31 protein-coding genes and 3 pseudogenes are annotated in these 25,167 nt (G+C 48.5%); 15 read left to right on the forward strand and 19 right to left on the reverse strand.

All coding sequences use genetic code 11. The features are described 5' to 3' along the window. The first annotated feature begins 62 nt into the window (after nucleotides 1-62). The 3 genes from D791_RS02810 to D791_RS02820 are packed head-to-tail and all read left to right on the forward strand — an operon-like array spanning nucleotide 63 to nucleotide 2,259. The gene (locus D791_RS02810; RefSeq protein ID WP_051514051.1) at nucleotides 63-1,091 is read left to right on the forward strand and encodes a glycosyltransferase family 2 protein; all 1,029 of its coding nucleotides are present in this window, start codon (nucleotides 63-65) and stop codon (nucleotides 1,089-1,091) included. Then, a complete protein-coding gene (locus D791_RS02815; RefSeq protein WP_036507583.1) occupies nucleotides 1,088-1,459 on the forward strand; it encodes a GtrA family protein in 372 nt (123 codons plus the stop codon). Before D791_RS02810 ends, D791_RS02815 begins: the two co-directional genes overlap by 4 nt. Then, nucleotides 1,456-2,259, forward strand: coding sequence for a ChbG/HpnK family deacetylase (locus tag D791_RS02820; protein WP_051514053.1), 804 nt, complete (start codon nucleotides 1,456-1,458; stop codon nucleotides 2,257-2,259). The genes D791_RS02815 and D791_RS02820 overlap by 4 nt, the downstream gene beginning before the upstream one ends. Before the next feature lie 163 nt (nucleotides 2,260-2,422). Here D791_RS02820 and D791_RS02825 read toward each other — a convergent pair whose 3' ends face one another. Then, a complete protein-coding gene (locus tag D791_RS02825) occupies nucleotides 2,423-2,668 on the reverse strand; it encodes a type II toxin-antitoxin system RelB/DinJ family antitoxin (protein ID WP_036508070.1) in 246 nt (81 codons plus the stop codon). Nucleotides 2,669-2,743: 75 nt separating this feature from the next. On the opposite strand from D791_RS02825, the pseudogene D791_RS21955 reads away from it, so the two are divergent. The 10 genes and pseudogenes from D791_RS21955 to D791_RS02860 form a co-directional block, all read left to right on the forward strand. Continuing rightward, nucleotides 2,744-2,956, forward strand: a pseudogene (locus D791_RS21955) (transposase); the annotation flags it as partial. Further along, on the forward strand, nucleotides 2,902-3,207 hold the full coding sequence (locus D791_RS20270) for a hypothetical protein (RefSeq protein WP_202806812.1): 306 nt from the start codon (nucleotides 2,902-2,904) through the stop codon (nucleotides 3,205-3,207). The pseudogene D791_RS21955 and the gene D791_RS20270, both read left to right, overlap by 55 nt. Nucleotides 3,208-3,350: 143 nt before the next feature. After that, nucleotides 3,351-3,605: pseudogene (locus D791_RS19500) on the forward strand (BrnT family toxin); the annotation flags it as partial. A 5-nt stretch (nucleotides 3,606-3,610) separates the two neighbouring features. Then, on the forward strand, nucleotides 3,611-3,835 hold the full coding sequence (locus D791_RS02835; protein WP_036507596.1) for a CopG family antitoxin: 225 nt from the start codon (nucleotides 3,611-3,613) through the stop codon (nucleotides 3,833-3,835). A gap of 232 nt (nucleotides 3,836-4,067) precedes the next feature. Further along, nucleotides 4,068-4,181, forward strand: a complete 114-nt coding sequence (lptM, locus tag D791_RS19505; protein WP_081763694.1) for an LPS translocon maturation chaperone LptM — start codon at nucleotides 4,068-4,070, stop codon at nucleotides 4,179-4,181. An 8-nt stretch (nucleotides 4,182-4,189) separates the two neighbouring features. Beyond that, nucleotides 4,190-5,452 (forward strand): diaminopimelate decarboxylase, encoded by a 1,263-nt coding sequence (lysA, locus tag D791_RS02840; protein WP_036507599.1) that lies wholly within the window; start codon nucleotides 4,190-4,192, stop codon nucleotides 5,450-5,452. A 13-nt stretch (nucleotides 5,453-5,465) separates the two neighbouring features. Next, complete coding sequence (gene dapF / locus D791_RS02845; protein ID WP_036507602.1) at nucleotides 5,466-6,296, forward strand: diaminopimelate epimerase; 831 nt, start codon at nucleotides 5,466-5,468, stop codon at nucleotides 6,294-6,296. Beyond that, nucleotides 6,293-7,012, forward strand: coding sequence for a DUF484 family protein (locus D791_RS02850; RefSeq protein ID WP_051514056.1), 720 nt, complete (start codon nucleotides 6,293-6,295; stop codon nucleotides 7,010-7,012). Before dapF ends, D791_RS02850 begins: the two co-directional genes overlap by 4 nt. A 4-nt stretch (nucleotides 7,013-7,016) precedes the next feature. Continuing rightward, complete coding sequence (gene xerC, locus D791_RS02855; protein WP_051514059.1) at nucleotides 7,017-7,931, forward strand: tyrosine recombinase XerC; 915 nt, start codon at nucleotides 7,017-7,019, stop codon at nucleotides 7,929-7,931. Continuing rightward, complete coding sequence (locus tag D791_RS02860) at nucleotides 7,924-8,658, forward strand: HAD family hydrolase (protein ID WP_036507613.1); 735 nt, start codon at nucleotides 7,924-7,926, stop codon at nucleotides 8,656-8,658. Before xerC ends, D791_RS02860 begins: the two co-directional genes overlap by 8 nt. Nucleotides 8,659-8,690: 32 nt before the next feature. Here D791_RS02860 and hemW read toward each other — a convergent pair whose 3' ends face one another. From hemW to D791_RS02900, 8 genes are all read right to left on the reverse strand, one after another. Then, nucleotides 8,691-9,830: a radical SAM family heme chaperone HemW gene (gene hemW / locus D791_RS02865; protein WP_051514062.1), complete on the reverse strand. Its 1,140-nt coding sequence runs from the start codon at nucleotides 9,828-9,830 to the stop codon at nucleotides 8,691-8,693. Continuing rightward, nucleotides 9,827-10,444: an RdgB/HAM1 family non-canonical purine NTP pyrophosphatase gene (rdgB, locus tag D791_RS02870; RefSeq protein WP_202806810.1), complete on the reverse strand. Its 618-nt coding sequence runs from the start codon at nucleotides 10,442-10,444 to the stop codon at nucleotides 9,827-9,829. The genes hemW and rdgB overlap by 4 nt, the downstream gene beginning before the upstream one ends. After that, nucleotides 10,444-10,815, reverse strand: coding sequence for a DUF4426 domain-containing protein (locus tag D791_RS02875; RefSeq protein ID WP_051514068.1), 372 nt, complete (start codon nucleotides 10,813-10,815; stop codon nucleotides 10,444-10,446). The genes rdgB and D791_RS02875 overlap by 1 nt, the downstream gene beginning before the upstream one ends. 102 nt (nucleotides 10,816-10,917) lie before the next feature. Next, nucleotides 10,918-11,508: a methionine biosynthesis protein MetW gene (metW, locus tag D791_RS02880; RefSeq protein ID WP_036507617.1), complete on the reverse strand. Its 591-nt coding sequence runs from the start codon at nucleotides 11,506-11,508 to the stop codon at nucleotides 10,918-10,920. A 2-nt stretch (nucleotides 11,509-11,510) separates the two neighbouring features. Next, nucleotides 11,511-12,659 carry a homoserine O-succinyltransferase MetX gene (gene metX / locus D791_RS02885; protein WP_036507619.1) on the reverse strand — a complete coding sequence of 383 codons (1,149 nt, stop codon included), beginning with the start codon at nucleotides 12,657-12,659 and terminating at the stop codon, nucleotides 11,511-11,513. Between the two features lie 52 nt (nucleotides 12,660-12,711). Continuing rightward, the gene (locus tag D791_RS02890) at nucleotides 12,712-13,248 is read right to left on the reverse strand and encodes a YggT family protein (RefSeq protein ID WP_051514071.1); all 537 of its coding nucleotides are present in this window, start codon (nucleotides 13,246-13,248) and stop codon (nucleotides 12,712-12,714) included. A gap of 123 nt (nucleotides 13,249-13,371) precedes the next feature. After that, nucleotides 13,372-14,205, reverse strand: coding sequence for a pyrroline-5-carboxylate reductase (gene proC / locus D791_RS02895; RefSeq protein WP_036507621.1), 834 nt, complete (start codon nucleotides 14,203-14,205; stop codon nucleotides 13,372-13,374). Between the two features lie 47 nt (nucleotides 14,206-14,252). Continuing rightward, nucleotides 14,253-14,936 carry a YggS family pyridoxal phosphate-dependent enzyme gene (locus D791_RS02900; protein ID WP_036507622.1) on the reverse strand — a complete coding sequence of 228 codons (684 nt, stop codon included), beginning with the start codon at nucleotides 14,934-14,936 and terminating at the stop codon, nucleotides 14,253-14,255. 90 nt (nucleotides 14,937-15,026) lie between these two features. Between D791_RS02900 and D791_RS02905 the strand changes: the two genes are divergently transcribed. Next, a complete protein-coding gene (locus D791_RS02905; protein WP_036508078.1) occupies nucleotides 15,027-16,061 on the forward strand; it encodes a type IV pilus twitching motility protein PilT in 1,035 nt (344 codons plus the stop codon). Between the two features lie 25 nt (nucleotides 16,062-16,086). Further along, the gene (locus D791_RS02910; protein ID WP_036507623.1) at nucleotides 16,087-17,265 is read left to right on the forward strand and encodes a PilT/PilU family type 4a pilus ATPase; all 1,179 of its coding nucleotides are present in this window, start codon (nucleotides 16,087-16,089) and stop codon (nucleotides 17,263-17,265) included. A 91-nt stretch (nucleotides 17,266-17,356) separates the two neighbouring features. Here D791_RS02910 and D791_RS02915 read toward each other — a convergent pair whose 3' ends face one another. From D791_RS02915 to metK, 10 genes and pseudogenes are all read right to left on the reverse strand, one after another. Next, entirely contained in the window at nucleotides 17,357-18,496 is a 1,140-nt protein-coding gene (locus D791_RS02915; RefSeq protein WP_337588597.1) for a dihydroorotase, read from the reverse strand. Further along, nucleotides 18,460-18,633, reverse strand: coding sequence for a hypothetical protein (locus tag D791_RS21655; protein WP_337588588.1), 174 nt, complete (start codon nucleotides 18,631-18,633; stop codon nucleotides 18,460-18,462). The genes D791_RS02915 and D791_RS21655 overlap by 37 nt, the downstream gene beginning before the upstream one ends. Next, nucleotides 18,630-19,655 carry an aspartate carbamoyltransferase catalytic subunit gene (locus tag D791_RS02920; RefSeq protein WP_051514074.1) on the reverse strand — a complete coding sequence of 342 codons (1,026 nt, stop codon included), beginning with the start codon at nucleotides 19,653-19,655 and terminating at the stop codon, nucleotides 18,630-18,632. Before D791_RS02920 ends, D791_RS21655 begins: the two co-directional genes overlap by 4 nt. A 23-nt stretch (nucleotides 19,656-19,678) precedes the next feature. Then, on the reverse strand, nucleotides 19,679-20,188 hold the full coding sequence (gene pyrR / locus D791_RS02925) for a bifunctional pyr operon transcriptional regulator/uracil phosphoribosyltransferase PyrR (protein WP_036507625.1): 510 nt from the start codon (nucleotides 20,186-20,188) through the stop codon (nucleotides 19,679-19,681). Then, nucleotides 20,163-20,645 (reverse strand): Holliday junction resolvase RuvX, encoded by a 483-nt coding sequence (ruvX, locus tag D791_RS02930; RefSeq protein ID WP_036507628.1) that lies wholly within the window; start codon nucleotides 20,643-20,645, stop codon nucleotides 20,163-20,165. Before ruvX ends, pyrR begins: the two co-directional genes overlap by 26 nt. Nucleotides 20,646-20,655: 10 nt before the next feature. Beyond that, nucleotides 20,656-21,219, reverse strand: a complete 564-nt coding sequence (locus D791_RS02935; protein WP_036507630.1) for a YqgE/AlgH family protein — start codon at nucleotides 21,217-21,219, stop codon at nucleotides 20,656-20,658. Between the two features lie 51 nt (nucleotides 21,220-21,270). Beyond that, nucleotides 21,271-22,227, reverse strand: coding sequence for an energy transducer TonB (locus D791_RS02940; RefSeq protein WP_051514077.1), 957 nt, complete (start codon nucleotides 22,225-22,227; stop codon nucleotides 21,271-21,273). After that, nucleotides 22,227-23,177 carry a glutathione synthase gene (gene gshB / locus D791_RS02945; RefSeq protein ID WP_036507632.1) on the reverse strand — a complete coding sequence of 317 codons (951 nt, stop codon included), beginning with the start codon at nucleotides 23,175-23,177 and terminating at the stop codon, nucleotides 22,227-22,229. The genes D791_RS02940 and gshB overlap by 1 nt, the downstream gene beginning before the upstream one ends. Continuing rightward, entirely contained in the window at nucleotides 23,174-23,926 is a 753-nt protein-coding gene (locus D791_RS02950; RefSeq protein WP_036507633.1) for a 16S rRNA (uracil(1498)-N(3))-methyltransferase, read from the reverse strand. Before D791_RS02950 ends, gshB begins: the two co-directional genes overlap by 4 nt. Before the next feature lie 12 nt (nucleotides 23,927-23,938). Beyond that, nucleotides 23,939-25,158 (reverse strand): annotated as a pseudogene (gene metK / locus D791_RS02955) (methionine adenosyltransferase). Between the last annotated feature and the right edge of the window lie 9 nt (nucleotides 25,159-25,167).

Raw genomic sequence — 25,167 nt, forward strand, 5'->3', positions numbered from 1 at the left:
TGCGTTATAAAAGAATAGTTTATCATTAACCGCTTACGCTGAATGCAAATTGGGTCTTTTACATGTCAGAGAATACGTCAAACCAGTCAATGCTTACGCCAAGAAGCGGCCAACCAGCACCGTTGATTACCTGTATCCTGCCAGCTTATAACGAAGCCGACAACCTTAAAGAAATGGTTCCGCTGTTATGTGCCACTTTACCTAAGCTATCTGATCGTTTTGAGGTGCTGGTCGTTGATGATGGCAGCCGAGATGCAACCGAAGCAACAGTGTTAAAACTCAGTGAACAGTACCCTGTTTCACTGCTGAGTTTATCCAGAAACTTTGGTAAAGAAGCCGCGATGAGCGCAGGGTTAGACTATGCCGAGGGTGATGTGGTCATCATCATGGACTCAGACATGCAACACCCCGTCGAAATGCTGGAAGTTTTTTATCAACGCTGGCTAGAAGGCTATGACATGATTTACGGCGTACGTGCCGATCGCTCGGATGAAGGAATGGTCAAGCGTAAGTTAACACGTGCGTTTTACCACATGCTGAGTAAAAGTGCCGATGTGGAAATCCAGCCCGATGCAGGGGATTTTCGCATGATGGATGCAAAAGTAGTGAGGGCTCTGCGTTCCTTATCTGAACGTAAACGCATGATGAAGGGCTTATTTGCTTGGGTGGGTTTTCGCAGCATAGGTGTGCCTTTTAAGGTCAATCCGCGCTTTAGCGGTGAAACCAGTTTTGGCATACGCCGTTTATCCTCATTGGCGCTCACGGGGATCACGGCTTTTAGCAGTGCGCCCCTTCGTATTTGGATGTTTATTGGTGCCAGCGTTTCATTGTTGGCAATGAGTTATGCGGTCATTGTGGTGCTTAGCACATTGATTTTGGGTACGGATGTGCCGGGCTGGCCAACATTGGTTGCTGGAATTGGATTTTTGGGTGGTGTACAGCTTTTGTCTGTCGGTGTGTTAGGCGAATACGTTGCACGCATTTTTTCAGAGGTAAAAGGACGGCCCGTGTACTTGATTTCGGATTATCGTCGCCCCGTACATGTTGAATCTCAAGATAAAGCCTCCACAAAGGATGCAAGCTCGGTATGATCATGCAGATATTCCGTTTTGCGGGTGTCGGCGTGAGTGCCTTGATTGTGCACTGGTGCGTTGTCCTCATCCTGGTTCCGCTTGGGTTAGCGCCCTTGTGGGCAAATGTCGTGGGCTTTCTGGTTGCGTTTAATGTGAGCTACTTTGGCCACCGTCATTTTACATTTCAAGCTGCAGGGGTTTCGCATCGCCAAACCTTTGTGCGCTTTGCGGGAGTTGCGTTGGCAAGCTTTTTAGTCAATGAAGCCATGTATGCAGCGTTATTAACGTTCACATCTTTATCCTATGATATTGCTTTACTCATTGTGTTGGGGGTTGTAGCGGTCATGACGTTTGTATTGAGTCGTTTGTGGGCGTTTGCATCATGAAATCAATTGTCCTGTGCGCCGATGACTTTGGTATGTCCGCTGAGGTCAGTGATGGCATTCTTGACCTAGTGGAAAATGCCCGTTTGTCTGCGGTCAGTTGCATGACCTCTTTACCACGTTGGCAATCCGATGCAAAACGCTTAAAGCCCTTTGCATCCTCAGTGGCCGTCGGGTTGCATTTTAATTTAACGGAGTTTGAGCATCGCATCCCCTTGGTGAAGTTGATGAAGCAGTCGATGTTGAATCAGCTGGATTTAGCTTGGGTTAGAGAGCAGTTTGCTGATCAATGTGATCAGTTTGAAAAGGCTTGGGGCGCTCCTCCGGATTTTATCGATGGCCATCAACATGTGCATGTCTTTAGAGGTATTCGCGATGTGGTGTTAGATGAAATTCAGAAACGCTACCCTCAATCCACCCCTTGGGTTCGCCAAGTGAATCCATCCATTTACGGTCATGATGCACGCTTGAAAGCCATTATTTTAGGGGTGATGTCAAAAGGGTTTTCGGCGGCTGCATCTGAGCGAGCTATTCCGCTATCAAAGAATTTTGCGGGCCTTTATTCGCTCTCACCTGATGCGGATTTTCCGTCTTTAATTGAGCAGTGGTTTCAGAATGTTGCGGATGGGTGTGTGATTATGTGTCATCCAGGACGTGCGAAGGCTAATGCGCTAGGGTTGGCACTGACTCGGCAAAAAGAGCTTTCTTATCTTTCTGGATCTGAGTTTGACACGCTAATGTCAAATTTATCAATCCTGCTCGCGACAAAGCCCAGTCTTACACCTGCGACAGATCAAGAGTAAGGATAATCAAAAGCTCTGGTCACGTTTTAGTATTCGTATAGATGCTAATGTAGGTTGTCGTAACGACTTGCTAGGGTCGAGGGATGAGTTTATTAACGGGTGCCGTGATGTATGAAACTTTAAAAGTTCTAAGTCAAGTTTCGGAGTTCAGTTTAGCCTAAAATCAGCACTTTTCACCAACAGATTCTGCTTTATGCCCATGACCTTGAACGAGTTCATTCATTGCAGAAATCGTTGTTTCATTTGGTTGAGGCACACGTAAGTCAAATGGAATACCACCATGATTAATCACGGCTTTTGCAAAAATTTTAATAGCTTGTGATGTACTAAGACCCATTTCGTCACAGATGCTAGTAAAAGCAACTTTGGTATCATGGTCTATGCGAGTACTTAGCATTTCTGTTCTCATAACAGTACCTTTTGTTGCACAATGTATTACATAGTTAAACATTAGTATGATAGCGCATGACAAACGCTTCAAGAGGTGCATTACCTGATCTCTTAAAAACTCGACCTATCGGCTTTTCACAAGCCCTATAAAAATGATGCCGAAGGTCGCCCAGCATACGACCCTGCGAGACTGCTCAAAATTATATTATTTGCTTATTCCAAGGGCATTAGCTCCAGACGTGAGATCCAGTGGTGCTGCGAAACCAATATCATCTTCAAAGCCTTATCTTGCGACACCGTGCCGCATTAAAAGATACCTGTGAAAGTGAAGAATCACTGGAGCGTCATAATCGCAAGACTAAAACCATTCAAACACTGGATGTGGCTGCCAATAAGATCGATGCTTTTTTAAAGCAGAACCAGCCGAGGATGGGCAAAGGCAAGCGCAGCAAAGAAGTGAAGAGCAATATCACTGATCCAGAGTCAGCTAAGATGACGATTGCACTTAACGACCAGCGTGCGCCGACCTGTACTGACTGGATGAACATAGTAGTCTAAGACGGTAAAGCCGATCACATGGCGAAGGGACTGTGTGGGGGGGCAGTAATGGGTCGTTCTACCACGATTGGCTCTACAAGCTTGACAGTCTACAGTAATGTACATGCATTATATTTATGATTTAATTCGCATGGGATCCAAAAAAGGCTGACTCGAACCTCAAAAAACATGGGGTTTCCTTTTATGAAGCGAAATCGGTTTTTTACGATGAGTTCGCGATTCAGTTCTTTGATGATGAAAATTCACTCCCATCAGAAGATCGTTTCCTTATGTTGGGAATGAGTAATGAATCTAGGGTCTTGGTCGTGTGCCACTGTGAGCGTGATCAAGGAAGTACTATACGAATCATTTCTGCGCGCAAAGCAACCAGCAAGGAACGCAAGTTCTATGAAGGGTGACTGTCATGAAAGATGAATATGATTTTTCAAAAATGAAATCGCGTAAAAATCCATATGTTTCAAAGTTAAAAAAAACTGTCACTATTAGGCTTGGTGAGGATGTCATTGATTATTTTAAAGAAATGGCAGAGGAAACAGGTGTGCCCTATCAAAGTCTCATCAATCTGTATCTTAGAGATTGTGCGGCACATCATAAAAAGATAGATATTTCCTGGCATACCAAGCCATAACAAAGCCATGAAACTCGCTCCCTACAGTCGCAGGACGCTCGTTCCTCGCGCCTATGGCGGAGTGGGTGGAATTCCCACGAACAAAACAGGTGAAGCGTAGACAGAGAAACATGTTCACCGAAAGCAGAAGCTATGCCCATTCTCTTCGTTTATAGCGCCGAGAGGATGTCAAGGGCAGAGCATCAGGTTATAATCACTCGTTTATAGAACCCAACCCTGAGGATTGCCAAACATGAAACGATTATGGCCGGTATTGTTTACAGGGTTCCTGTTGTTGAGTGCTTGCGGACAAAAGGGGCCTTTATATATGCCTGAAAGTACCCCTGAGACTCAACAGCCACAGTGAGATTTGTAATGGACAGTTTTGAATATTTTGATGGCCGCTTGCATTGCGAAGAGGTCGCGTTATCGGATTTGGCGCGTGACTATGGTACGCCCTTGTATGTGTACTCACGTGATGCCATTGAGCGAGCATACTTAAGTTATGCACAGGCGTTAGAGCACACAAATGCCTTAGTGTGCTATGCCGTAAAAGCGAACTCCAATCTTGCTGTTTTGAATATCCTGGCGCGTTTGGGCGCTGGGTTTGATATTGTGTCATTGGGCGAACTGGAGCGCGTATTACAGGCAGGTGGCAAGCCTGAGAAAATCGTTTTTTCAGGGGTTGGTAAGCAAGCGCATGAGATTCAACGGGCTTTAGAGGTTGGAATCTTCTGTTTCAATATTGAGTCCGATGCCGAGCTGGATCGTGTGAACCAAGTGGCCAAAGACATGGGCAAAGTGGCTCGTATTTCATTCCGGGTGAATCCCGATGTTGATGCGGGCACCCATCCTTATATCTCCACGGGTCTGAAAGAAAACAAGTTTGGTATTGATATCGATCATGCACGTCAGGTCTATCGTCGTGCGGCAGCACTGGATGCTGTTGAAGTCGTGGGGATGGATTGCCATATTGGCAGCCAGCTCACTGATATGGATCCATTTTTAGATGCAATGGATCGTTTATTGGCGTTGATCGATGAGCTAAATGAAGATGGTATTCGCATTCATCATTTGGATTTAGGCGGTGGCCTAGGAGTTTGTTACACCGATGAGACTCCACCGACACCATCAGAGTATATCTCTAAAGTGTTAGAGCGCTTGGGTGACCGTCCCATTCAGTTGATTTTTGAGCCGGGCCGCTCAATTGTAGCTAATGCTGGGGTGTTGTTGACTCGCGTTGAGTTCCTCAAGCAAAACGGTGAGAAAAACTTCGCCATTATTGATGCGGCGATGAACGATCTGATTCGACCCGCGCTCTACAGTGCGTATCAAGAAATTATTCCGGTCACCATGTCTGAAGCATCATCTGATACAGCGAAGTCGTGGGATTTGGTGGGTCCTGTGTGTGAAACCAGTGACTTTTTGGGCAAAAATCGATCATTGAACCTCGAAGCGGGGGATGTACTGGCGGTGTGTTCAGCGGGTGCTTATGGCTTTGTTATGGCATCTAACTACAACACACGCGGGCGTCCGGCCGAAGTGATGGTGGATGACGACCAAGTGTTTTTGGTACGCGAGCGTGAGCAGGTAGCAGATCTCTTTAAAGGGGAGTCTATTCTCCCTGTTGATCGTTAAGTGGAGGCCGCTAATGCTCGTTCGTTTTAGCAAAATGCATGGCCTCGGTAATGATTTTATGGTCATTGATGCCGTCTCACAACGTGTTCGTTTAAGTGAACAAACGGTTCGACGCTTGGCCGATCGTCATACGGGTATTGGCTTCGATCAACTATTGCTGGTTGAGCCCCCAACACGGCCTGATTTGGACTTTCGCTATCGGATCTACAACGCGGATGGTTCTGAAGTGGAACACTGTGGTAACGGTGCCCGCTGTTTTGCTCGCTTCGTCAGAGATAAGCGTTTGACGGTGAAAGATGAAATAGCCGTGGAAACCGCAAGAGGTAAGGCGATTCTAAAAATGCTTCCGGATCGTTTAGTGGAAGTCGACATGGGAGCGCCTTGCTTAAATCCGGTGGAAATTCCCTTTGCAGCGGAGCTTCAGGCACCAGTCTATAGTCTAGACGTCAAAGGCAATCTATACGAGGTGTCGGCTGTTTCGATGGGAAATCCGCATGCGGTGCTGGTGGTGGATGATATAGACACGGCCCCAGTCAAAACACTTGGCCCATTGATTGAGCGTCATCCTCGTTTTCCTCAGCGTGTGAACGTGGGGTTTATGCAGGTGCTTTCTCCCTCTCATATTGCTTTGCGGGTCTTTGAACGCGGAGCCGGTGAAACGCTGGCGTGTGGCACGGGTGCCTGTGCAGCGGTTGTTGCGGGTCGTTTGCGAGGTCTTCTAGATGCTCAGGTCAAAGTATCTTTACCGGGTGGTGAGTTGTATATTGGCTGGCGTGGTGATGGGGCATCTGTGATGATGACAGGGCCCGCGACGACTGTTTTTGAAGGGCAGGTGTATCTATGAGCAAAGAAGTGTTAGCGGGGTCTAAAAGTAAACCTGTTGCACAGAGTCAATCGCTGAGTGCAACACAGGTCGCTGAGTATCTATCCAGCCATCCGGATTTCTTTTCCGAACATGCGTGGTTGTTAGAAAAACTCTATGTACCCCATCAACGCGGTACAGCGGTTTCGTTGGTGGAGCGGCAGACATCCCTGTTGCGCGAACGTAATCAAAAGCTGCATGGGCATTTGTCTGAGTTAATTGATATCGCGCGTCACAATGATATCCAGTTTGATAAGACGAAGCGTATGGTGCTGGCGCTGTTGGAAGCTCAGACGTTGGATGATGTCGCGATTGCGATTGAAGAAAGCCTATGCCAAGATTTTTATGGCGATGATGCTCGTTTATTGTTGTTTAGTGAAAAACCACTGAATGTGAACAGTCTACGGATGTTGTCGAAGGCCGATTGCAGCATTGTTCAACCATTAATTGAAACGAGTTTGCCTAGCTGTGGACGTCTCAGTGAGGCGATGAACCGTTTCTTGTTCCAAGAAAATGCTCCGCGTGTCTTGTCCGCAGCGGTTGTTCCGTTAGTTAAGGGCGATACGTTGGGCTTGCTAGCGATAGGCAGCTTTGATGCGGAGTACTTCCAAAGCAGTCAAGGTACACTTTTCTTGAGTTATGTGGGTGAGGTGTTAAGTCGAGTGGTTGCCCATATTCTTCAGCAACCTCAGGCGTAGTTCTGTGTCAGATTCGTCAACGGATGCGCTGTGGCAATTAGCGTTCAAACGTTATCTTGAGACTGAGAAGCACTATTCTGCTCATACCGTGAAGCATTACCTTAGAGATCTCTCTAGGGTGTATGAGCAGCTAGAGTTAGAACAGTTGTCAGGCTGGGCGTCTTTAACCGAGAAGCAACTGCGCCATATCATCAGCGTATTGCATGGACAGGGTGTGTCGGGACGGAGTTTACACCGACTTCTGTCCTCCTTGCGCAGTTTTTATCGTTTTTTAGTCAGAGAAAATTGGGTTTCTCACAACCCTGCTCTGGCTATTCAAGCACCTAAATCCTCTAAGCGTCTACCCAAAACCTTCGATCCAGATCAGCTAAATGAATTGCTCAAGCGCCCAGATGATGAGCCTCTTACGCTAAGAGACTTTGCGATGATGGAGCTGCTTTACTCTTCAGGCTTGCGTGTATCTGAGTTGGTTCAGCTAAATCAGCAGGATATTGATTTGGCGGATGCCAGTGTCCGCGTGTTGGGTAAGGGGCAAAAAACACGGGTTTTGCCGATTGGACGCTTAGCGGTGCAAGCCATAGAAGACTGGTTGAAAATTAAGCCTCTGTGGGCTAAATCGCAAGAAGACGCCGTCTTTGTGAGTCAAAGTGGCCGTCGTTTATCCACGCGATCAGTCGAGCTGCGTCTTGCCCATTGGGGGCGCATAAAAGGGACTCAGGGGCAGGTGTATCCACATCGCTTGCGTCATAGCTTTGCGAGTCATATCCTTGAGTCTAGTCATGACCTTAGAGCGGTGCAGGAGCTGTTAGGCCATTCAGATATATCGACAACCCAAATCTATACCCATCTTGATTTTCAGCATCTGATGAGTGTCTATGAACAAGCTCACCCACGAGCAAGGAGAAAGGCAGATGATTAAGGCCGTGACTTTTGATTTAGATGATACACTCTGGGCCGTTGACCCCGTGATCGAACATGCCAATCGGACGCTTTGGCAGTGGTTAGATGCTAATGCGCCCGCTTTCACGTCGGTTTATTCGCTTCATGATTTAAGTGAGCGATCACCTTTGCGAGCCGATTTATTGTCTAGATACCCAGGTATCGAACACAGCGTTACGCAAATACGTTTAAAATTGCTTGAGGAATGTTTAAAGAGCAGTGGTTATTCTGAGCAGCAAGCAATAGATTACGCTCGGAATGCATTCGAGGCTTTTCTTCACGCGCGCCATGAAGTCGAACTCTTTGCGCACGCTCGGACAATGTTAGAAGCCTTGCGCGACCTGGGAATGATGATTGGTGCATTGAGCAATGGCAATGCTGAGGTGAAGCGAACGGGCTTGGCCGATGTGTTTGACTTTCAATACAATGCGGATCAGGTGGGGCAAGCAAAGCCGCATCCACTTATGTTCGAAAAAGCCCTGCATCATATGCAGCTGAGTGCTGATCAGGTGATTCATGTCGGAGATCATCCTGTTAATGATGTTCAAGCGGCACAAAACATTGGCATGCGGACAATCTGGGTCAACATCAATCAAGTGCCTTGGCCAGGTGGAACGCGAGCTGACTTTGAGGTTGTAAGCCTAGATCAGATCGTGACGGCTGTGGCGTCTCTCGCGCAGAAGGCGGGTAAGCGGCATATTTTATAAACAGCGTGCTTTGTAAAACGACCTATTCGAGATTATAAGAACATCTCTAATAGGTCGTTTAAAAAGAGCCGACCCTGTTGAGTTGGCTTAAGTTGAGTGTCATACGGGTGGAGTAGGCCTTTTGCCTGAGCCATTTTTAAACGGGATTCAATAGCGTCAAGGCTGAGTCCTGTGCGCTCCAACAAGAGTTGAGTCGGAACGCCTTCATGCAACCTCAGCGTATTGAGCATAAACTCAAAGGCAAGATCACTGGCTTCGACCTGAGTGCGCTCAGCAATGCGCGTCATAGGGTTTAGATAGGCTTTAGGTTGACGTGATTTGTGATGGCGTGAGATGCTCAAGCCGTGCGGTGACGTCTGTGTCACTTTGCCATGTGCACCCGCGCCAATCCCTAAATAGTCCCCAAACTGCCAATAATTAACATTATGTTGGCTCCGTTTGTTTGCACGCGCATAAGCCGATATCTCATACTGCTGATAGCCTGATTCAGCCAATAAAGCCTGTCCAAATTCTTGTATTTCCCAGAGTGCCTCATCCAGCGGCAAGGTGGGAGGACGCGCGTGAAATTCGGTATTGGGTTCTAGAGTGAGCTGATACCATGACAGATGATCAGGTTCCAAAGCGATGGCTTGTTGTAAGTCGGCCAGTGCTTGATCGGTGGTCTGCTCTGGTAATCCGTGCATTAAATCAAGATTGATATTGTCAAAAATAGTGCGGGCATAGGTGGCAGCATTGATCGCATTCTCTGAGGAATGTATTCTGCCTAGGCGTTGCAAGTGTGCATCATTGAAGCTTTGAATCCCTATTGATAAGCGATTAACGCCCGCTTTTTTAAACCCTTTAAAACGTTCCTGCTCAAATGTTCCTGGGTTGGCTTCTAATGTGACTTCGGTTGTTGAGGCAATGCCCATTTGACGATCAACATCCTCTAAAATCGCGGCAATAGACTCTGCACTGAAGAGGCTCGGAGTCCCGCCACCAATAAATATAGAATGCAGATTGGGTGCCTGATCAAGCAAACGTAATTCATCGGCGAGATCATCTCGCAAGGCGTTTACATACTCCTGTTCTGGGAGTGGTTGTTTTGCGGCATGTGAATTGAAGTCACAATAGGGACACTTACGAACGCACCATGGAATATGAATGTATAAGGATAGAGGGGGACGTTTCACGCAGGAGCACCCAGCCAGCGATTCAGTTGACTGACAAGCACATTCATCGCTAATCCTCGGTGGCTCACGCTGTGTTTCGTTTCAGCGCTCATTTCGGCTGCGGTTAAACCCAGCTTTGGGCAGTAAAAAATGGGGTCGTAACCAAATCCTCCTTGGCCTTTTGGTTCGAAGAGGAGTTTACCCTCCCAGCTGCCTTGGCAAATTAAAGGGGTAGGGTCTAGGGCGTGGCGCATAAACACCAGTACACATTGATAACGGCCCGTTCGAAGAGGTTCAGGTATCGCTTGTAGGTCCATTAGAAGTTTGTCGACATTGCTCAGATCTGAGCTATTCGGGCCGCTGTAGCGAGCAGAATAGATCCCTGGAGCTCCGTTTAGGGCATCCACTTCTAAGCCTGAGTCATCTGCGAGAGCGGGCAGTCCCGTTTGCTGGCAGGCATGTCGTGCTTTAATAATGGCATTTTCGACGAAGCTAAGCCCCGTTTCTTCGGCATCTATGACATTAAACTGCGACTGCGGCACAACCTCGATTTGAAAGTCGGCGAGCATGTCACAGAACTCTTTCAGCTTGCCAGCATTACTGCTTGCAAGCACAATTTTTGATGGTTTCACGATCAGTCCTGATAAAAGGTTTGTTGAAACTGAATTTGGTAAGCCGGTTGATTTGGATCGGGCTGCACGCTGAGTGTGAAGTTCAATAATTCTTCGTTGGTGAAGCGAAACTCACCTAAGTAATAAATGGCATCGCTTTCTGTTACTTGGCGGTAACTGATATCCTGACCCTGTTGAAGCAAATTGTTGGATTTGGCCGTGACCAGTGCCGTAGTGGGGCGCGTGGAGCCATCGTCCAGCTTTTCGAGTATGGCGACATTCATCAGACCACGATTGCCGCTTCGTGTTAATCCGTGACGAGCCGCCACGTCGGGCGTCACAAAGGTCGAATTAAACGCATTATAGTGAATTTCATAACGGTCATCGCTGAACATCTGCTCAGCATGTAGCTCATGGAGAGAGCGCCACCGAGCAATACCATCATCAGTTTTTTTGAGAAAGCGTTGTTGTCGAACATGAGATTTGTCCCCAAGGATTTAACGAGTAATGCGATAAATCGCAATTTCACCGAGCATATTGGGCCATAAATGAATCCACCAACGGTGGCGATGCTCATGATCCACTACGGTTCGGTCCAGTATATGGATGTTGCGTTCGACGCAGAGTTCCTCAAAATCTTTAAAGGTGAAAAAGTGGATGTTAGGTGTGTTGTACCAAGTATAGGAAAGAAATTTAGATACAGGCATTTTACCACGAGCAGAGAGATAGCTTCTGACACGCCAATGCGCAAAGTTTGGGAAGGTAACGATGCATTCTTTTCCGATGCGTAACATTTCTTCAACAATTAAATCTGGCCGATGCATGGTTTGCAAGGCATGGCTCATGACAACCGTATCGAAACTGCCATCGCGGATGCTGACCAAGCCCTTATCGATGTCCTTTTCAATCACATTTACCCCTTTTTCTATGCAAGAGGTGATATTGTCTGGATTGATCTCGATGCCATAGCCTTTCACTTGCTTTTCTTTGATCAAGTATTCCAGTAATTCGCCTTCGCCGCAGCCAAGGTCTAGCAAGCGTGAATTAGGTTGAATCCATTCTCGAATAATTTCTAAGTCGGCTCTCATGATCACTGCCCTCCACCTGTGTGCACGCGTTTCATATAGGCACTGAAGACTTCCATGTAACGAGGAATTGGGATTAAAAACGCATCGTGCCCGTGAGCGGCTTCAATCTCGGTATAGCAGACGTCCTTTCCAGCATCGATTAACGCATCGACGATTTCGCGTGAACGCTCAGGCGAAAAGCGCCAGTCAGTGGTAAACGACGCAATAAAAAACTGACATTGTGCCTGAGAAAGGGCCAGCGTAAGGTTGTTATCGAAATCGGCCGCGGGATCAAAGTAATCCAGTGCTTTGGTCATTAGCAAGTAAGTATTGGCATCAAAGGCGGTCGAAAACTGCTCGCCTTGGTATTGAAGATAAGACTCAATCTGAAATTGTGGGTTAAAGTCAAAGTTGATTTTACCCGACCGTAATTCTCGTCCAAATTTTTCTCTCATACCATCTTCAGAAAGATAGGTAATATGACCGACCATTCGCGCAAGCATAAGCCCCGTTTTGGGGACTTGGTTGTGCTCGTAATAATGTCCGTTATGGAACTGAGGGTCCTTGCTGATCGCTTGTCTTGCCACTTCATTGAACGCAATGTTTTGCGTACTGAGTTTGGGAGCTGCAGCAATGACGATGCAGTGTCGAATGCGATCTGGGTAGGTTATTGACCATTGCAAGGCTTGCATGCCGCCAAGACTGCCGCCAACCACCGCTGCCCATTGGTAAATTCCCAGTTTATCGGCCAGGCGAGCTTGACTGTGCACCCAGTCAACCACGGTCACGATTGGAAAGTCAGGGCCATAGGGCTTACCGGTTGCAGGATTCAGACTGTTGGGGCCAGAAGATCCATGACAACCTCCGAGGTTATTAAGAGCAACGACAAAGAAACGATTGGTGTCGATTGCTTTTCCTGGGCCAACGGCTGAATCCCACCACCCGGGCTTACGGTCTTCCATTGAGTGGTATCCAGCGACATGGTGGTGGCCTGACAATGCGTGGCAGATCAAAACCGCATTGGATGCATCTGCGTTGAGTGTGCCATAGGTTTCAATGACCAGTTCATAGTGGTCAAGGCTGCGCCCGCACGCCAATGTCAGCGGAGTGTCAAAACGAAGGGTCTGGGGACTCACCAGACCCACGGAGTCATGTGGAATTTCAGTGGGCATAATCAATCTCTGTATTGTGATGATGAGGTGAACACAAAAAAGTTTGTGAGCTTCACATCACACGAGGCAATTGCGACTGAATAATTTGTATGACTAAGAAAATAACAATGGGTGATAAGTCTAATCCACCAATTGAGGGGAGGACACGTCTTACCAAGGCAAACAAAGGCTCTGTAATCTGCAGTAAAATCTGTGGGGCCGGGTGCGGAGAGCCGGGGGCAACCCAACTAATAATCACTGACCCTATGGTCGCCCAAAAAATCATGCTCAGGAGTGAATCAATGACGCCGACCAGAGCCAGCATGGCAAGTGCCAGGACATCAAGGCCAATGTTGCTGGACAGTGTGACCAGAATCACTAAGGTGATCAGCTTAATCAGAAATGCCAAAACTAAAGGCGAAAAATCAAAACGTCCGATCTTGGGCACAACTTTTTGAATTGGGGCTACGGGCGCTTGAGTGAACTTCACTACAGCCTGCGAAATCGGGTTGTAAAAATCTGCCTGAGCGGCTTGAAGCAAAAAGCGTAAAATCGCAATAAATGCAAAAATTTCACCGATGGTGCGTATGATCAGAAATATCGGATCCATGCTTTACCCTTGTCTGAGACGGCGATCGCTAACGAATAGCGGTTAAAATTAACCCACTTAGCCAGTGGGTTTCCCAATAATAGATCGAAGTATAGAGTCTTTCTAAGACTGAATGAACCGTTCTTAGGTATTTCCAAGCTCAATGGCAAGCTCTTTTGCACGACGATGGCAGGCTTGCATTGCCTGTTCAACGATCTGTTCAAATTGACAGTCCTGGAAGCGAAGAATGGCTTGCTCTGTCGTGCCTTTTGGCGATGTCACACGACGACGTAGTTCGGCAGGTGAAACGTCGCTGGATGTGGCCATTTCTGCTGCACCCAACGCAGTGTGCAGGGTTAAGGCTTTTGCATTCTCTTCGGATAAGCCTAAGGCTTCACCGGCTTTGATCATGGCTTCCATCATCAAAAAATAATAGGCAGGCCCTGAACCAGACACGGCGGTCACGGCATCCAGCGCATCTTCGGTATTTACCCAGAGTGCTAGGCCTGTCGCTGTCATGACCTGCTCGACCAGCTGCTTTTGTTCAGCTTGTACGTGTGAGTTCGCAAATAAGCCACTGGCACCTTTTCCAATCAGTGAGGGCGTGTTTGGCATGCAGCGCACCATGGCTAAGTTTGGACCTAACCAGCGTTCAAAGCTGTCAAGCGTTAAGCCTGCTGCAACCGACATGATAATGGGTTGGCGAGCTTGAACGGCAGCATGCAAGGGTGTGCACACAGACTTCATAATTTGTGGCTTAACCGCCAAGATCAGAAGATCGGCTTTGGCTGCACTTTCAACATTATCGGTTGAAACCTCTAAGCCAAGTTCCGCAAGGTCGTGTAGCTTTTCTAAAGAAGGTTCGCATGCGGTGATGTTTTGAGCAGGAATGCCTTGCTTTAATAATCCCGAGATGATGGCGCGGGCCATGTTGCCTGCACCAATAAAAACGATGCGAGAGGGTGATGATAAGGACATATGCACTCCAGTTGAGTTCAAAAATTAGAAAAAAGAGACTTAGACAATTAAGTTCGCTGTCCAAATAGAGCTGTGCCTACGCGGACGATGGTGCTTCCTTCGTAAATGGCGGCTGCTAAGTCTCCTGACATTCCCATAGAAAGTGTATCTAAATCAAGCCCTTCAGTCTGTAGTTGAGTCATTAAGGCTTTAACCTTGGCAAAGGTGGTGCGTTGCCGTTCTGAATCTGGCTCGGCTTCAGGAATGGCCATTAACCCCCGCAAACGAACACCGGGTAGTTGAGCAATCGCCCGTGCTAATTCGGGTAACTCCTCAGGATGGCAACCCGATTTTGTGTCTTCTCCACTAATATTAACTTGAATGCAAATATTGAGAGGAGGGAGGTGAGGAGGGCGTTGTGCTGAAAAACGCTCTGCAATTTTAAGACGATCAACGCTGTGAACCCAGTCAAAATGCTCAGAAATTGCCCGTGTTTTGTTGGATTGTATGGGGCCGATAAAGTGCCATTCTATCTCGAGATCACTGAGAAGTGTTTGTTTTTCCAATGCTTCTTGAAGATAGTTCTCGCCAAATGCATGCAAGCCTGATGTGTACGCCTCCCGTATCTCAGCATCCGTCCGAGTTTTGCTGACGGCAAGCAGTAATACAGATTTAGGATCCCGGTGACAGGCTAGGCAAACATTATCAATATCACTACGTACCTTCTGGATTTTCTCTGCTATTATAGTCATGATTAAAATCTGCTTGTTGTACCCGGATTAATCGGGTTATTCTGGATTCATCCAAATACATTAATGGAAGTCGCTGCGAGCTCGATACTTATGGATATTACAGAACTTTTATCATTTGCTGTACAGCAAGGTGCATCGGATTTGCACTTAAGCGCTGGTATGCCTCCCGTGATACGTGTTGATGGCGATGTGCGCCGTATTAAGTTACCCGCACTGGATCACAAACAACTTCACACACTTGTCTATGACATCATGAATGATAGGCAAAGGAAAGAGTACGAGGAAAACCTGGAAGTCGATTTTTCCTTCGAGGTTCCTAAACTTTCTCGTTTTCGTGTGAATGCTTACAATCAGCATCGAGGTGCGGCAGCGGTTTTCCGAACGATACCCAGTCGCGTTCTGACCATGGATGACTTAGGCTTGGGCAAAGTGTTCCAAGACTTGTCGAGTAAACCCCGTGGTCTTGTCTTGGTGACCGGTCCGACGGGGTCTGGTAAGAGTACAACGCTGGCGGCGATGATTGATTTCATCAACAATACCCGCTCAGATCATATTCTGACCATCGAAGACCCCATCGAATTTGTACACGAAAGTAAAAAATGTTTAATTAACCAACGTGAAGTGCACAGAGATACGCACAGTTTCTCAAATGCGCTACGATCGGCTTTGCGTGAAGACCCAGACGTTATTCTCGTGGGTGAGATGCGTGACTTGGAAACCATACGCTTAGCGCTCACCGCTGCCGAAACAGGTCACCTTGTGTTTGGAACCCTTCACACCACCTCAGCTGCGAAAACGATGGATCGTATTGTGGACGTTTTCCCTGCTGCCGAGAAGTCGATGGTTCGCTCCATGTTATCCGAGTCGTTACAAGGGGTGATATCCCAAACCCTGTTGAAGCGGCTGTCGGGTGGACGAGTGGCCGCCCATGAAATCATGGTCGGGACGCCTGCGGTTCGTAACCTGATTCGTGAAGAAAAAGTAGCGCAGATGTATTCTGCAATTCAGACTGGGGCGGCCTTTGGAATGAAAACATTGGATCAATCCTTGTCTGAGTTGGTGAGTAAAGGAATTATTTCGCGTGATGCCGCGCGTGAAAAAGCAAATAGCCCGGCATCCTTCTGAGTTCAGAGAGTAAAGGTATCTGATAATGGATTTTACACAGTTACTCAAAGTCATGTCGGATCGTGGAGCGTCGGATCTGTTTGTGACGGCTGGCGCAGCGCCAGCAATCAAAGTCGACGGCACCATTAAGCCATTGACCAAAGAGGCGTTAAAGCCTGACCAAGCCCGTAAGCTGGTCTACAGCACCATGAATGATCGACAGTTGGCTGAGTTTGAAGGGACGCATGAGTGTAATTTTGCCATTAGCGCTCCGGGTATAGGTCGTTTTCGTGTGAGTGCTTTTGTACAGCGCAATACGCCTGGAATGGTGATGCGTCGCATCAATACCTATATTCCGACACTTGAAGAGCTGGGGTTGCCTCCAGTGCTTAAAGATTTGTCGATGATTAAGCGTGGACTCATTTTGTTTGTGGGTGGCACTTCAACGGGTAAATCAACGTCATTGGCGTCAATGATTGATTACCGTAACACGCATCACGCTGGACACATCATTACTATCGAAGATCCTATCGAGTATATCCATAACCACAAGAAGAGCATTGTGACTCAGCGTGAGGTCGGGCTGGATACCGACTCCTATGAAGTCGCGTTGAAAAACACCTTGCGCCAAGCGCCAGACGTGATTTTGATGGGGGAGATACGTGATTCGGACACGATGAAGTATGGTCTAAATTTCTCCGAAACAGGGCATCTTTGCATGGCAACCCTGCATGCGAATAATGCAAACCAGGCGTTAGATCGCATCATTTCGTTCTTCCCGTCAGCACAGCATGATCAGGTTTGGATGGATTTATCGCTCAACCTGAAGGCGGTGGTTGCGCAACAATTGCTCCCGACGGTTGATGGTAAGGGCCGAAGAGCGGCCATCGAAGTGATGATTAACACACCTTTGATTCAGGACTTGGTTCGTAAAGGATCTGTTCACGAAATTAAAGATGTGATTAAAAAATCAACGAACCTTGGTATGCAAACCTTTGATCAGTCCTTGTACCATCTCTACAAGGAAGGTGTCATCTCTTACGATGTCGCCTTGACGCATGCAGACTCTGCGAATGATCTTAGACTTAGCATTAAGCTGGGTTCCGATACGATTACCCAGGCAAAAGGGGGCGTGGAAGATGAGCTCATTCCAACACTCTTTACACTGCAAGAAGAAGACGATGACATGAATTTAACAGGGCAGGCCACCGTTCGTAAGATGTAAGGCGGCTTGTTTGATAAAAAGGCGGCTCCATTTAGGGCCGCCTTTTTAATGTGTCGTTATTCCATTTGGATTTACGTCAGTCGTGATCGTTTTAACGCTTAAAGACGATGCGTCCACCTAAGAGTGTGCAATCAACACGACCCTTTAAGGTGTGCCCGTAGTAAGGCGTGTTTTTACCCATGGACAATAAACTCTGATCATTCACAGTCCAAGTTGCCTCTGGATCAAAAATGCACACATCGGCTTGGACGCCTGACTGCAAGGTTCCACTATCCAGTCCTAAGATTTTAGCAGGCCCAAGCGTCAGCTTCTCAATCAGTTGCGGTAGCTCAATGAGCTTTTGTTCCACAAGCTTTAAACTCAAAGGTAACAGTGTTTCGAGACCGCTGATGCCAGGCTCAGTCTCCGAGAAAGGGGCTTGTTTCGCAATGACATCCAGAGGTTGGTGATCTGAGCAAATCGCCGACAGGGTGTCCGTGACCAAGCCCTGTCTTAATCCGGCACGGTCCAGCGGGCTGCGTAATGGCGGTTGAACATGTAAGGATGAATCAAAGCCGTTGACATCTTCGTCGCATAAAAGAAGATGATGAATGGCGACATCCGCCGTGACCTGTAATCCACGCTTGCGCGCTGCATCAATCAGTTGAATCGAGCGTTCACAAGACAGTTGTCCAAAGTGAGCTCTTACTCCAGTTTGCTCAATTAACAGTAAGCACCGTGAGACTTCAATGGTTTCTGCGGCTTCTGGTATTCCTTCAAGCCCCATGCGCGCAGATGAAGCACCATCATGCATGCAACCTTTACGGCTTAAACCGGCATCTTGCGCTTGGAAAATCACAAGCAAATCAAAGGTGGCGGCGTACTCAAGGCAGCGCAATAACGCTAAGCTATCCACCATGGGTAATCGCGCATTGGTAAACGCAACGCATCCCGAGCGGGTTAAGGCATGAAGCGGCGCCAGTTGTTCACCCTGTAGCCCACGTGTAAGCGCCCCGATGGGAAGAACGCGTACAAAGCCTGCATCCGCCGCGCGGTCTTGTATCAGCTCAGCTACCGCGGGTGTATCAACAATCGGTGACGTGGCGGGCGAGGTTAAGAGTGTGGTGATGCCGCCTGCTGCTGCGGCAGCGGTTTCGCTGGCAATGCTGCCCTTTTGCGTAGCCCCTGGCTCGCGTAAGTGCGTGAACAGATCAATCAGACCCGGGCAGACAATTTTGTTGCGTGCATCCAGCGTGTCATCGGCGAAATAGCCTTCGGGTGCTCATGTCCAATCGCCAGAATGGTACCTTGATGAATGTAGAGATTTGCAACCGTATCGATCTTTTGAGCAGGATCTATGATACGTCCACCTTCAATAACAATATTCATAGGGATTCAGTCCTTGCTGAAGACTCAGTGAACGAAGAGGATTGGGTGTTGAGTTGTTGGCCACTCATAGCCATCGACATTACAGCCATGCGCACAGCAATTCCATTCGTGACTTGATTGAGAATGACAGAGCGGGGGCCGTCGGCCACGCGCGACTCAATTTCAACTCCTCGGTTGATCGGCCCTGGGTGCATAACAATGGCATCAGGCTTGGCATAGGCCAATTTGTTTTCGGTGAGGCCGTACAAGCTGTAAAACTCGGATTCACTGGGAAGAAGAGCGGTTTGCATACGCTCTCGTTGCAGTCTGAGCATGATGACAACATCCACATCTCTCAGTCCGCGTGACATTTCGGTAAAGACTTTGACGCCTAAGCTTTCAATGTGTTTAGGCAAGAGTGTGGCAGGGGCGATAACGCGAATTTCGTTTGCTCCCAGGATGCGCAGGGCATGGATTTCGGAGCGCGCGACACGCGAGTGCAGAATGTCGCCCACAATCGCGACTTTTAAGTTTTTAAAGTCACCTTTATGTTGGCGTATCGTCAGCATGTCGAGCATGGCTTGTGTTGGATGGGCATGACGGCCATCGCCTGCATTAATAACAGCGACATCGGGTGTAACATGCTGAGCAATGAAGTGAGCAGCACCGCTGGCAGAGTGGCGAACAACAAACATATCACAATGCATGGCTTGTAGCGTCATGAGTGTGTCTTTCAGGGTTTCCCCTTTTGACGTCGAAGATGTGCTGATATTCAGGTTCAAAACATCGGCTGAGAGCCGCTTGGCGGCAAGCTCAAAGGTCGATAAGGTCCGGGTGCTGGCCTCGAAAAACAGGTTGGCTACTGTTTTGCCCCGTAACAACGGAACTTTTTTGACCTGTTGGGCGTTCATATCAACAAATGAATCGGCCGTGTCCAGAATTTCAGTCAGGAGTAGAGGAGACAAGCCCTCGATGGTCAAGAAGTGTTTAAGTTGACCCTCAGGCGTTAGCTGAATAGCGTCGTAGTATTCTTTAGGTAACATAGTCGGGACTCAATAAAATTAAGTTAGCTGCGGTTACGTATTTCAAGCGCTAAGGGAAAGGGCCCAGAAAGCTTTATTTGTTGATCTTCACCTAGGGTCAAGCGCTCACCCACGACATCAGGTTGAATCGGTAAATGCCTATGCTGGAGATCAATCAGAGTCACCAGGAGTATTGAGGCGGGTCGACCATAATCAAACAGTTCGTTCATGGCGGCCCGAATCGTTCTTCCTGACATGATAACGTCATCGACTAAAATCAAATCGCGCCCTTCTGTTGGGCAAGGCAGTTGTGTGGGTTGAACCTTGGGGTTCAAGCCGGACTGCGAAAAATCGTCTCGGTAAAACGAAATGTCCAGTACACCCAAAGGGCTGTTAAGATTAAGTGCTGTGTGAAGCCGCTCTGCTAACCATACACCTCCTGTCCGAATACCGATCATGATGGGGTCAGTTAGATCACGATGCATCATTTGCACGCGAAGCTCTTGCGTAACGGATTCTAGTAAGTTTTCAGCGTTCAGGTGTCCCGATACCATAAACAGTCTCCAATGGGGTGTGGCTTGGGATGAGGTGGTTCGAAGCAAACCAGTCTTCTAATAATAAACGAGCAGCGATGCTATCGACGGGGTCTTTTTTGTAGTGTGTGCTTCCGCCTTGGGCACGATGAATCTGCTTGGCCTCATGTGTCGTGAGGCGCTCATCGATAAGGTAGCAAGGGAGTTTATAGCGCTCATGGAGGCGATTGGCAAACTTGCGTGCCCTGCGCGCCATTTCGCTGATACTGCCATCCATGTTCAGAGGAAGGCCCACAACAAGGCATTCAGGTTGCCAAGTCGTTATAAGCCCTACAAGGGCATTCCAATCAGGAATCCCATCTTTGGCCGAGATAGGGGGTAAAGGATGGGCTGTGCCTGTCAGGCGTTGTCCAATGGCCACACCAATACGGCCTGTGCCAAAATCAAAGCCCAACGCGGTTTGATTGTCTTGATTCATCTACTTTCGATCAGGCGTGCCCAGCATGCGATGTCATCAAATGTAGATTAACACCCAGTGTGTTGGCTGCTGCCTGAAGTCGCTCCTCAGCTGGTAACCGAAACAGTATATCTGAATTTGCTTGGCAGCTTAACCATACGTTGTCACGTATTTCTTGTTCCAGTTGACCGGCCCCAACCGGCGTAGCGAGTGCGACTAAAAACTCTTTTGGACCCTCACCCAATGCAAGCGCTTCAAGAATGTCCATAGAGGTTGTTAGGCTGATATCCGAAGTGATCGGGTGGCAAGATATCCAAGGACGCAGAGTGGAGCGATGCAAGACAAAGCCCCGATCTTCGTGGACCGGGCCGCCGTTATAGACCGGCGTTGGAGCAATGGCGACTTGGCTGTAGTCGATATCAATATGTGTGAAAAGATCATGGACCAATAGGCCCGCTGGACGGTTGATGATAATGCCCATTGCGCCGTATTCGCTATGATCACAGATATACGTAAGTGTCTGAGAGAAATGGGGATCGCTCAGATGAGGCATGGAAATTAAAAAATGGTCTCTCAGTGACAGTAGTTCTGACATGTTTATCACCCTGGCAAATGAACGCAATTAAAGCGCAGGTATGTATTAGGCTTAGTACACCTGCGCCCGATTCTCAAATTTCCAGGTACGAATTATTTCCAAGAGGTCGGTATTTTTCCTCATTTCAGTCGTAAAAGGCTGAAATGGAGCCGCCAGTTGAACGATACGAGTGGCGGCATCATCCAGTATTTGGTGTCCTGACGATTGTAGTATCTCTATGTAAGCGACGCTGCCATCGGGTTTTACGGCCACCAGTAAGCGTAGGCTGCCATAGGTGTTGCTACGGCGTGCTTCATCCGGGTAGTTGAGGTTGCCGATTGCTTCTATTCGTCGCCTCCAGTTGTCTAAATAGACGGCGTCCGTATGTGCCATGGTTGAAGGCGCGGATGTTAAGCGGCGAATTCTGGGGCGCTTCGCCAGCTTTTGTTGTTCGTACTCCAACTGCGCCTGCAGGCTCGCGATCTCCATGCTTCGGGAAAGGAGTGACGCTGAGTGACCGGATAAGGGTTGAGGTTGGCTGGAGGTCGTGCGCTCTTGCTGAACGGTCACTCTTTCGGTTTGGGGTTGCGTGGTTGCGATGACCGGTGTGCTACCCGTCTGGTCCGTGGGGTTCGGCTCAGCAGAGGGCGGCTCAGGTGTCGGCGGTGTGGGTTCAACGGCTTCCATGTCCGTAGACGGTGTGGGTTGAGGTTGCATGGACTGAGTGTTGATTTCCTCGCTCTCAAGCGGTGCCTCCTCTGTTACGGAGGGAAGCAATCGTTCCTCACTGTCTCCACTGCCTTGTTGGTTGCTTTGCGCGAAAAAGTCGACATCATCAGGTGCTTGTTCACTGATATAACGAGCCAAGGTGATGTCGAGAGTGCGTTCAGGCTTGTGCGTTTCCGGTAGCTTAAAGCTAATTGCGAGAATCAGAATTCCATGCAAAGCGAGTGCAATAAAAAGATATGCCCTGAAGCGATCTGCTTCAGGGGCGTTCCATAAAATGAGTTGTCCTGCTTTGTATCTCATTATGCCCTAAGTTTTTTTTCGATTAGATTCATTAAGTCCATGCCGATATCTAATTGAAACTGCTTGTCCAGTTCACGAATACAGGTTGGGCTGGTCACATTTATTTCGGTGAGATAATCGCCAATCACGTCAAGTCCGACAAAGTGCAACCCTTTTGCTTTAAGGGTTGGAGCGACTTGCTCACAGATCCAGCGATCGCGGTCAGTTAAAGGGCGGCCTTCGCCACGTCCACCTGCCGCCAAGTTGCCACGGGTTTCACCTGCCGATGGAATGCGCGCAAGTGCGTAAGGAACGGGCTCACCGTCAATCATCAGAATGCGCTTGTCGCCGTCTTTAATGGCTGGGAGATAGGCTTGCGCCATGCACATTTGTTGGCCATGCTGCGTCAGTGTCTCAATGACAACACCGAGGTTCATGCCGTCCTCTTGAATTCGAAAAATCGACGAACCGCCCATGCCGTCTAAGGGCTTGAAAATGACGTCTTTGTGGGTGGCATGAAAGGCCTTTAAAAGATCGGCGCGGCGACTGACCAGCAAAGGTGGGGTGCATTGAGGAAAGTGCGTGGCAAATAGCTTTTCGTTGCAGTCTCGCAGGCTTTGAGGATCATTGACGATCAGAGTACCTTCGGCCTGCGCCATACTTAACAAGTGTGTTGAGTAAATAAACTCATTGTCAAAGGGCGGATCTTTCCGCATAAGGATCACATCTAAATCATGCAGAGGCATGTGTTCAAAGGACCCTCTCTCGAACCAGCAGTCAGCATCCATGGCAATTTTTAGTGGTGCCATGCGTGCTTTTGCACATCCGGCCTCTAAGAAAAGATCGCTTTGCTCCATGTACCAGAGATCCCAACCTTTTCGCTGCGCGGCCCAGAGCATGGCTAAGGAACTGTCTTTTTTGAAGTTAATGGACTCAATAGGGTCCATGATTATGCCTATTTTGATCGTCATTTTGATGAGTCCTGTTGGGTCGGCCCGAGGTCGCCCCATAAATAGTGAAGTAGAGCAGTGGCGGCAACGGGAGCGGTTTCAGTACGCATGACACGCGGGCCAAGCGCAACGGGATAAAAGCCCTGAGCGATGGCGAGCTCAACTTCCGCTTCTGTAAGTCCGCCTTCGGGGCCAATTAAAAGCGCAACGGAGGATGGAGGCTGAAAGTCAGCCAAAGGTTGTGCGCTGTGGTGATGAAGCACCAATTTAAGGTCTGCTTGGACATCCTGCAACCATTCGGCTAAGGGGCGAGGCGAGTGAACCTCGGGAACAACACATCGTAGAGATTGCTCACACGCGCTCACCGCGATTTGTTGCCAGTGGCGTTGACGTTTGTCTTGCCGTTCATGGCTGAGTTTGACTTCGCAGCGCTCGGTGAACAAAGGTGAAATACGAGTGCAGCCCATTTCGGTTGATTTTTGAATCGCATAATCCATACGCTCACCTCGGGATAGGGCTTGGCCTATCTCGATTTTCAATGGGCTTTCACGCTCAGGGGACTGAGTGTGAAGGATCTTGACCTGCATCCGGGTTTTGCTCGTGGCAACAACCTCTGCTCGATATTCATGACCGTCATTGTTGAATAGGGAAAGCGCATCCCCTTCACGCAGCCGCAGTGCCTTTAAGGCGTGCTGTGTTGCGGTTTCACCTAAGTCGATATGCATTCCCTCAGCCATAGGCTGAGGGTCATAAAAGCGAGGGATTCTCATAACGGGCCCTGATTACAGTCCGGCTGCAGCTCTAAGTGCGTCGGCTCGATCTGTCTTTTCCCAAGGGAAGGCCGTAAATGTTTCACTTTGTTCTTTGCCATCAACATCAGTCCATGAATAGGTGGTTTCAAAAGGCTCACGACCAAAATGGCCGTAGGCGGCTGTTAATTGATACATAGGATGCAACAGATCCAGCATGCGTGTAATCGCATAGGGGCGTAGGTCGAAGGTCTGTTTGACCAGTTCGATAATTCGCGCATCACTCACTTTGCCTGTTCCGAAGGTGTTGATCGACACAGACGTCGGCTCGGCGACACCAATTGCATAAGACACTTGGATTTCACAGCGGTCAGCTAAACCAGAGGCAACGATGTTTTTGGCAACATAACGACCCGCATAAGCCGCTGAACGGTCGACTTTAGAAGGGTCTTTACCCGAGAACGCACCGCCGCCATGGCGTGCCATGCCGCCGTAAGTATCGACGATTATTTTGCGCCCAGTCAAGCCACAATCACCGACAGGGCCGCCGATTACAAACTTGCCCGTTGGTTGATATGGTAGCGTGTAGAGTCAGACAACCATTCAGCCGGGATGACGGCTTCAATAATTTCACGGCGTACCATGCGACGCAGATCTTCTTGATTGATATCCGGTGCATGCTGGGTAGAGAGTACAACTGCATCAACGGCACAAGGCTTGCCTTGGTCATCATAACGGAACGTGATTTGGCTTTTTGCATCGGGACGTAACCAAGGCAGCATGCCATTTTTACGCAACTCGGCTTGGCGCTCGACCAAACGGTGCGCGTAATGAATGGGGGCTGGCATATAGGACTCGGTTTCGTTGGTGGCATAGCCAAACATTAAACCTTGATCGCCTGCGCCTTGGTCTTCGGGCTTGCTCCGATCAACGCCTTGAGCGATATCGAGTGACTGTTTGCCAATCAGGTTAATGACGCCGCAGGTGGCACCGTCGTATCCAACATCCGATGATGTGTAGCCTATGTCGCTGATCACTTTACGCACGAGGTCTTCTAGATCAACCCACGCGCTGGTGCTGATTTCGCCTGCTACAATGGCGACACCTGTTTTGACCAGTGTTTCACACGCAACACGTGCGTGCTTATCGCGTGCGATAATGGCATCCAAAACAGCATCGGAAATCTGATCAGCTATTTTGTCTGGGTGTCCTTCAGACACCGATTCTGACGTAAACAGTGTGTATTCGCTCATATCCGGACT

It is taken from the genome of Nitrincola nitratireducens, assembly GCF_000585235.1.
Taxonomy (GTDB): Bacteria; Pseudomonadota; Gammaproteobacteria; order Pseudomonadales; family Balneatricaceae; genus Nitrincola; species Nitrincola alkalisediminis.

Excerpts from the sequence above, each read along its gene's own strand:
- D791_RS02905 (WP_036508078.1), top strand. The coding sequence starts at position 15,027 with ATGGATATTACAGAACTTTTATCATTTGCTGTACAGCAAGGTGCATCG.
- D791_RS02950 (WP_036507633.1), bottom strand. The coding sequence starts at position 23,926 with ATGAGAATCCCTCGCTTTTATGACCCTCAGCCTATGGCTGAGGGAATG.
- ruvX (WP_036507628.1), bottom strand. The coding sequence starts at position 20,645 with ATGAATCAAGACAATCAAACCGCGTTGGGCTTTGATTTTGGCACAGGC.
- D791_RS02820 (WP_051514053.1), top strand. The coding sequence starts at position 1,456 with ATGAAATCAATTGTCCTGTGCGCCGATGACTTTGGTATGTCCGCTGAG.
- D791_RS02815 (WP_036507583.1), top strand. The coding sequence starts at position 1,088 with ATGATCATGCAGATATTCCGTTTTGCGGGTGTCGGCGTGAGTGCCTTG.
- D791_RS02920 (WP_051514074.1), bottom strand. The coding sequence starts at position 19,655 with ATGTTACCTAAAGAATACTACGACGCTATTCAGCTAACGCCTGAGGGT.
- metW (WP_036507617.1), bottom strand. The coding sequence starts at position 11,508 with ATGAGAGCCGACTTAGAAATTATTCGAGAATGGATTCAACCTAATTCA.
- D791_RS02935 (WP_036507630.1), bottom strand. The coding sequence starts at position 21,219 with ATGTCAGAACTACTGTCACTGAGAGACCATTTTTTAATTTCCATGCCT.
- lptM (WP_081763694.1), top strand. The coding sequence starts at position 4,068 with ATGAAACGATTATGGCCGGTATTGTTTACAGGGTTCCTGTTGTTGAGT.
- D791_RS02890 (WP_051514071.1), bottom strand. The coding sequence starts at position 13,248 with ATGGATCCGATATTTCTGATCATACGCACCATCGGTGAAATTTTTGCA.
- D791_RS02940 (WP_051514077.1), bottom strand. The coding sequence starts at position 22,227 with ATGAGATACAAAGCAGGACAACTCATTTTATGGAACGCCCCTGAAGCA.
- pyrR (WP_036507625.1), bottom strand. The coding sequence starts at position 20,188 with ATGGTATCGGGACACCTGAACGCTGAAAACTTACTAGAATCCGTTACG.
- dapF (WP_036507602.1), top strand. The coding sequence starts at position 5,466 with ATGCTCGTTCGTTTTAGCAAAATGCATGGCCTCGGTAATGATTTTATG.
- D791_RS21655 (WP_337588588.1), bottom strand. The coding sequence starts at position 18,633 with ATGAATATTGTTATTGAAGGTGGACGTATCATAGATCCTGCTCAAAAG.
- lysA (WP_036507599.1), top strand. The coding sequence starts at position 4,190 with ATGGACAGTTTTGAATATTTTGATGGCCGCTTGCATTGCGAAGAGGTC.
- metX (WP_036507619.1), bottom strand. The coding sequence starts at position 12,659 with ATGCCCACTGAAATTCCACATGACTCCGTGGGTCTGGTGAGTCCCCAG.
- D791_RS02900 (WP_036507622.1), bottom strand. The coding sequence starts at position 14,936 with ATGACTATAATAGCAGAGAAAATCCAGAAGGTACGTAGTGATATTGAT.
- proC (WP_036507621.1), bottom strand. The coding sequence starts at position 14,205 with ATGTCCTTATCATCACCCTCTCGCATCGTTTTTATTGGTGCAGGCAAC.
- D791_RS02860 (WP_036507613.1), top strand. The coding sequence starts at position 7,924 with ATGATTAAGGCCGTGACTTTTGATTTAGATGATACACTCTGGGCCGTT.
- D791_RS02875 (WP_051514068.1), bottom strand. The coding sequence starts at position 10,815 with ATGTTCAGCGATGACCGTTATGAAATTCACTATAATGCGTTTAATTCG.
- D791_RS02835 (WP_036507596.1), top strand. The coding sequence starts at position 3,611 with ATGAAAGATGAATATGATTTTTCAAAAATGAAATCGCGTAAAAATCCA.
- D791_RS02850 (WP_051514056.1), top strand. The coding sequence starts at position 6,293 with ATGAGCAAAGAAGTGTTAGCGGGGTCTAAAAGTAAACCTGTTGCACAG.
- D791_RS02810 (WP_051514051.1), top strand. The coding sequence starts at position 63 with ATGTCAGAGAATACGTCAAACCAGTCAATGCTTACGCCAAGAAGCGGC.
- gshB (WP_036507632.1), bottom strand. The coding sequence starts at position 23,177 with ATGACGATCAAAATAGGCATAATCATGGACCCTATTGAGTCCATTAAC.
- D791_RS02910 (WP_036507623.1), top strand. The coding sequence starts at position 16,087 with ATGGATTTTACACAGTTACTCAAAGTCATGTCGGATCGTGGAGCGTCG.
- D791_RS02825 (WP_036508070.1), bottom strand. The coding sequence starts at position 2,668 with ATGAGAACAGAAATGCTAAGTACTCGCATAGACCATGATACCAAAGTT.